The following is a 4,259-nucleotide window of genomic DNA, read 5'->3' on the forward strand; positions in this document are numbered from 1 at the left end:
CCGGGTGGACACACCAGACAACACCCGAACACCTTTCGGTGATCACACCCACCGGGCACCGGTACGCCAAAAACACCAGCCCTGTGCTGGAGGGCATCCCACCCGACAAACAGGAACCACCCGAGGAAGAACCCCGACCCAAAGTCAGGGCCTCAACGCCCTGCTTTGCCAAGACCACGCAATCGACCCTGACCCTCCGCCTCGCCGCCTAATCACGATCGCCCAAAACACGAGACGGCCGCTTGCTTGAGCACACGCTTACTTAGCGTTACAAAGGTACCGCTGCTTGAAGTCTTGACCGACATTCTTCATCAACGCAGACTCCACACCATGGTGGGAGCGAAGTGGTCTGGCCAGAACCAGGTGAAGCGGATATTGCGATGCTGTGCTAATTGCAACGGGCATGGCACTCCGACTTTACCGGCAAGATGGCGAGCAGACAGCTCACCAACCCCAGCCATGGTCCTATACCACGGATCATAGTAGTTTGGGAATATGTTAAATCCCTCGTTCCTGCCCATGAGCGACGGCATTCGCACACTGCGGATATTCGCGGCGCAAGATACCGGACGCTACCTCGCGGCCGTCCAGGATCCCCTAATCCAACAGTTCGGCTACCTACCTGCAGCAAAACATACTGAGCGCTCGGTTGCACAGCTAGTCGAGACAATCGCACCGCAAGGCATCACACGCGGCGACCTGGGATTGCTGAGCATTGTCAATGACGCGGACACTTTCCTCGGCAGCTTGGTGTTGTTCAATGCCACCAGAGAAAGCGCCGAAATCGGGGTATGGCTCCTCCCCCAAGAACGGGGCTCAGGCCATGCGCTGGGAGCCCTCAACCTTGCTGCCGTATTTGCCAAGCAAAGTGGACTGCACGAACTAGTCGCACGAACCGTGGAAGACAACTATTCCTCGAAGTATGTTGTGGAGCGTGCAGGGTTTGAAGAAGTCGCCCGCGGTATGGACAAGACGCCCTCGGGAGAACAAGCACCACACGTGCACTACCGCCGCATCCTTCGCTCCTAACACCCAGATGTCATGTGCGCCGTCAGTGCATCGCCGAACCAAGCTCAGGGCCCTCCGCGTTGCTATGCACGTGAAGCAGTCATTGCGTCGTCATCGCCTGGTTCGCCATTGCGTTCAGCAGCTGCCGCAGCCACGGCTGCATCGAATTTCTTCTGATTGCGCTTCTTGCGCGATACCAGCCACCAGATGAGCACACCGAGAATCAGCAGCACGATCAACTGCGGAATCGGGATCGCCGCGACAGTAGTTTCACCAGAACTTGTCGTCAACTCAGCGTCGAATTCATCCTCGCCAACGATCTGCGGGGCAAGCTCCACCGTAGAATGTAGCGCGAATAGCGGCCACACATCCTGCTCCACCTGAACCTGGGCTTCGCCACCCGGTAGGACTTCACGGATGGGTTCCGGCTGCTGATCAGCTCCGGCAATGCCAAACGGGCCGGAGGAGTGCAGCGCCTGTTCAACACCCAGACGAACGTTGCCGTCGTTTACGACCGTATACGTCACGGTTGCGGTATCGGGGGCAAACGGGTTCCAATTCTGGTGGTAGTCGACTTCCATATCGTTCACCGCAAGAGTTGGCTCGACCTCGCCGTCCACGCGCAAGTGGAGGCGTGCACCCACCCGCGAGACCATGGAGACGTCTTCGCTATCGCCAGTGGAAACCGAGGCTGCAATACCAGCCGGCTGATCGCCCGGGGTCGCGTTTTCTGGCACGGTGATGGTGAACGGAACCGTCACGGTCTCATCGGCCGGGACGGTGACCTCTTGTTGGTCCAACTCAATCCATTGGCCCGCTGCCGCATTCTCTTCACCGGGGCGCAGAATATCGAAAACCCCGGAATCCGAGACGACGCCGTCGGCGGCTTCCAGAGTGAAGGTGGCTTCCTGGGCGGAGAAGTTGGTGAGTTCCACAGCGTCTTCGGCGTTTTCCCCCGGGGGGACATCGAAGCGGAACGACACCCGGTCGTCTTCACCATCCTGCGGGGCAGGGGTCAGCGACCACACGGTGGGTGGTGCTTCTTCGCCGTCAGCGGCGGCCGGAAGCGCACAAAGCGTACTCGCCACAAGCACCAGCAGTACCGCGAACAGGGCGCTGAAAGTCGTTCGGTGGGCGGTGATAGCAGATTTCGAGGACATGTCAGGGTCTTTCGTCAGTGAAGCTCAAGGAAATACCAACGACGCCGGCGCCACGGAACCGCGTGCAGCGGGCCGACGGCAAACCGACGTCGTATGGAATGCACAGAGTGTGCGTGGTGGGTTAGCGTGGCTGAACCTGAGTGTTAGTCAACTGGGAACAGTGATACCGACAGGGCGCCTTCGTAGGTGCCGGCTTCGGTGTCGACTGGGACTTCGAGGTTCAAGTCAGCGGCCAATTCGGTGGAGCCCATGCGGTTTTCAGCATCGGCTTGACCAAGGGTCTGTGGTGCGGACAGGCCTTCACCACCGGCAAGGGTACCGGCGACTGTGCCACCTGGGATCGGGTTTTGCTCTTCGTCAACGACGCTTGGCACCCAACCGAGGTGATCAGCGGTAACACTTTCGTCACCGGCGGTCAGGTCCGAGGACTGCCCGGCAACCGACCAACCGTTGGCTTCGTTGCGAGTATCGGTCACCGCAACGGATGGCATTTCACCGGTCATACGCAGACGGTCACCAGCATTGCGCTGGTTGCCCAGAGCAGCGGAACCATCAGAAACTGAGAGGACCAGGGAGCCTGGATCAGGGTTTTCGCCGCCATTGTCGTTACCGAGGCCTTGGATTTCGGCTTCAACTGGGATGTCGCCTTCAGCAGGTGGTTCTTCGGAGCCGTCGTCTTCAACCCAGAGCTCGTCTTTGAACAGGTTCGCAACGGTGGTGTTGTCGATGTAGCTACCACGGACGTCGTCTTCACCGACGGTGGAGTTCATGATGGCATCCGAGCCGGCACCCTTGAAGAAGTATGGGACCAGGTGGTTGGTGTGGTTGCCGGAGAACCAGCCCACAGTTGGCAGTTCGCCTTGGTCACCGTACATTTCGGTGAATCCAGGGTCATCTTCGGCACCGCCGAGGTAACCGGTTTCGTGGTCAGCGGTGACCACGAGCAGGGTTTCGTCCCACGAGGAGTTTTCTTCGACCCAGTTGACCACTGATTCAACGGATTTGTTGAAGTCTTGGGTTTCTTCGATGTTGCGGGTGGTCTCATTGGCGTGACCGGTCCAGTCGATTGCGCCACCTTCGATCATCAGGTGGAAGCCTTCTTCATCCTGGCCCAGCACGTTCAAGGCACCTTCGGACATGGTTGGCAGATCTGGAACGTTGTCGTTGTAGGCAACTTCGCCCGGCAGGGTACCTTCGGAGTCGCCTTCACGTGCCTGCTGCAGGGTGGTTTCAGCCTGCGCCAGACCGAAGACCTTATCGGTTTCGATCTCGCCGTTGGCGAGTGCTTCGAAATCGCCCTTGGACTCAACGTAGTCCCAGTCGGTGTCACCGTTGGATACCGAGTTGAAGGTGTCTTCAGCGATAAACTGGTAGTCAGCCGCTTTTTCCTGACCGCTATCGTCATACCCTGGGTGACCGGCACCCATGACGACGTCGAGGTATTCGGCGTTGACCATGGAGTCACCGATTGCTGTGTACGCGTTACGGTCCGGGTTGGATACTGCGTAGGACGCTGGAGTGGCATGACTGTACTGCACCGAGGAGACAACGCCGGCGGAGCGACCGGTTTCGTGAGCCAATTCAGACATGGTCTTCAGCTCGTTGCCTTCAGGGTCCACGTTGAGGGCGCCGTTGTTGACTTTGGTACCGGTGGCCATGGCTGTACCGGCAGCAGCCGAGTCAGTCGGGGTGTCTTTGGCCCAGTCAAAATCGCCCCATGCGCCAGCGGAATCGTATTCCTTGCCTGCCGCAAGGGTGTCGAGCGAAGTGGTGGTCAGACCCAAGTGATTAAAGTTTTCGTAGACCTGGACGGGGTCGCCATCGTGTTCGGTCACGTCACCGGCATCGCCTGAGGTGATGTATTGAGACTGACCGGTTTCATACAGGTTGGTGTTGACCACGTGGTTGTAGCCCATACCGTCACCGATCATAACGATCACGTTTTTGGGGGCCTCGGGATTGTTCTGATCTGCATGGGCAGGTGCAACTCCGGCACCAGCCACCACTGCGGCTGCCAGCACACCGGTCGCGGCGCGCTGTAGATAAATCTTCGACATGTAGGAATCTTCCGTTCATGATGATGAGAGGTTT

Annotated in this window: 4 protein-coding genes; 2 read left to right on the forward strand and 2 right to left on the reverse strand. The window is 58.6% G+C overall.

All coding sequences use genetic code 11. The annotated features are described in order from the left end of the window. On the forward strand, positions 1-212 hold a 212-nt coding region (locus L0H14_RS11950; protein WP_301421941.1), incomplete at its 5' end, for a hypothetical protein. A gap of 283 nt (positions 213-495) precedes the next feature. Further along, on the forward strand, positions 496-1,029 hold the full coding sequence (locus L0H14_RS11955; protein ID WP_301419813.1) for a GNAT family N-acetyltransferase: 534 nt from the start codon (positions 496-498) through the stop codon (positions 1,027-1,029). Positions 1,030-1,091: 62 nt separating this feature from the next. Here L0H14_RS11955 and L0H14_RS11960 read toward each other — a convergent pair whose 3' ends face one another. Next, positions 1,092-2,168: a DUF916 domain-containing protein gene (locus tag L0H14_RS11960; RefSeq protein WP_301419811.1), complete on the reverse strand. Its 1,077-nt coding sequence runs from the start codon at positions 2,166-2,168 to the stop codon at positions 1,092-1,094. A gap of 143 nt (positions 2,169-2,311) precedes the next feature. Beyond that, complete coding sequence (locus L0H14_RS11965) at positions 2,312-4,225, reverse strand: alkaline phosphatase (protein ID WP_301421942.1); 1,914 nt, start codon at positions 4,223-4,225, stop codon at positions 2,312-2,314. Positions 4,226-4,259: the final 34 nt, after the last annotated feature.

Origin of the sequence: Yaniella sp., assembly GCF_030453185.1 — a bacterium.
Lineage (GTDB): Bacteria > Actinomycetota > Actinomycetes > Actinomycetales > Micrococcaceae > Yaniella.

What these genes read in the sequence shown, in the direction of transcription:
- L0H14_RS11955 (WP_301419813.1), top strand. Translation starts at nt 496, where the DNA reads ATGTTAAATCCCTCGTTCCTGCCCATGAGCGACGGCATTCGCACACTG.
- L0H14_RS11960 (WP_301419811.1), bottom strand. Translation starts at nt 2,168, where the DNA reads ATGTCCTCGAAATCTGCTATCACCGCCCACCGAACGACTTTCAGCGCC.
- L0H14_RS11965 (WP_301421942.1), bottom strand. Translation starts at nt 4,225, where the DNA reads ATGTCGAAGATTTATCTACAGCGCGCCGCGACCGGTGTGCTGGCAGCC.